Consider the following 1,211-nt stretch of genomic DNA (forward strand, 5'->3'; position numbering starts at 1 on the left):
ACCTCGGACAGCACGTATCCCTGCGATGACATCGATACTCCCTTCTGCGGTGCGGCCTCGGGCTGCGTATCCGCGCCTCCACCGTGGTCGGGATCGTCGTACGATGTGTCGGCTGCCTGCGCCGACCATCGCTCGACGACCCGGTCCGGGACGACGGCGCCGGCTGCGACGAAGGCACCGCCGAAGGTCACTGCGACCGCAGCGCCGTAGGCGATCAGTCGTCCCGCGGCATTCATCGGGCCTTGACCGCCGAGTAGCCGGCCTCCTCGACCGCGGTGAGGACCTGTGCGTCATCGAGGGGCTCCTCGGAGGTGACGACGAGGCGGCCCGTCTGGGCGCTGACCTGAATGTCAGTCACCCCGGACAGCTCGCCGACCTCCTCGCGGACGGACATCTCGCAGTGCCCACAGGTCATTCCGGTCACCTGGTACTCGTTCGTCGTCATGGTCGTGCTCCTCTCAGTTTATATACCCCCACGGGGTATCGTTCCAGGATTGAGGCTATACCCCCTCCCGGTACCACGCAAGCCCCGTGGCTACGAGTGCCGGGCATCGGCTCGCCGGCTCCACTCACCGCACGGATTCCTCGGAGGAACTCGATTCGGAAGCGGACTCGCCGGTGGGTCGGATATGGCGCAACCGCGTAGCGGCAATGAGTGCGGCGAGAGCGGCGATGACGGCGGAGGCCATGCCGGCGGTGTTCAGCCCGCTGGTGAACGCCTGTTGCGCCGCGGTGGTCAGGGCTGCGCCGACCGCGTCGGGCAGCTGTCCCGCGGTGGCGAGGGCTCCATCGATGCCGGACTCCGCGGCGACCGCTGCTTCTGCTGGCACGCCGTCGGGCATGGTGTCGGCGATCTGGCCGCGGTAGGCGGCAATGCCAATGCTGCCGATGACCGCCACCCCCAGGGAGATGCCCAAGTCGTTCACGGTGGTCGCCAAACCGGAGGCGCCGCCGGCCTTCTCCGGAGGGACCGAGCTGACGACCAGATCCGTCGTCAGCGCCATCGATGGTGCAACCCCCGGGTATGTGACCACGAAGCTCGCGATCACGAGTGCGAGGCCCGTGCCGGCGTCCAGCTGCGTGAACAAGATGTACCCGACGATCTGCGTGAGCAGGCCGAGCGCGATCACGTTGCCCGGACGGAATTTCCGGGCCAGCATCGGGGAGAGGGTGGAGACGACGATGAGGACCGCCGCGGCGGGGATGATCGA

The 1,211-nt window shown here is 67.9% G+C and carries 2 protein-coding genes and 1 pseudogene; all 3 read right to left on the reverse strand.

Annotated elements, in window-relative coordinates; all coding sequences use genetic code 11:
- Positions 1–236 (reverse strand): annotated as a pseudogene (locus ACT3T5_RS19555) (heavy-metal-associated domain-containing protein); the annotation flags it as partial.
- A complete protein-coding gene (locus tag ACT3T5_RS19560; protein ID WP_444595326.1) occupies positions 233–445 on the reverse strand; it encodes a heavy-metal-associated domain-containing protein in 213 nt (70 codons plus the stop codon). The gene ACT3T5_RS19560 and the pseudogene ACT3T5_RS19555, both read right to left, overlap by 4 nt.
- Positions 446–569: 124 nt before the next feature.
- On the reverse strand, positions 570–1,211 hold a 642-nt coding region (locus ACT3T5_RS19565; protein WP_444595327.1), incomplete at its 5' end, for an MFS transporter.

The organism is Brachybacterium sp. AOP3-A1-3 (assembly GCF_052378285.1).
GTDB lineage: Bacteria > Actinomycetota > Actinomycetes > Actinomycetales > Dermabacteraceae > Brachybacterium.

Bases quoted from the DNA above. Each gene is read 5' to 3' on its own strand.
- ACT3T5_RS19560 (WP_444595326.1), bottom strand. From the start codon at position 445: ATGACGACGAACGAGTACCAGGTGACCGGAATGACCTGTGGGCACTGC.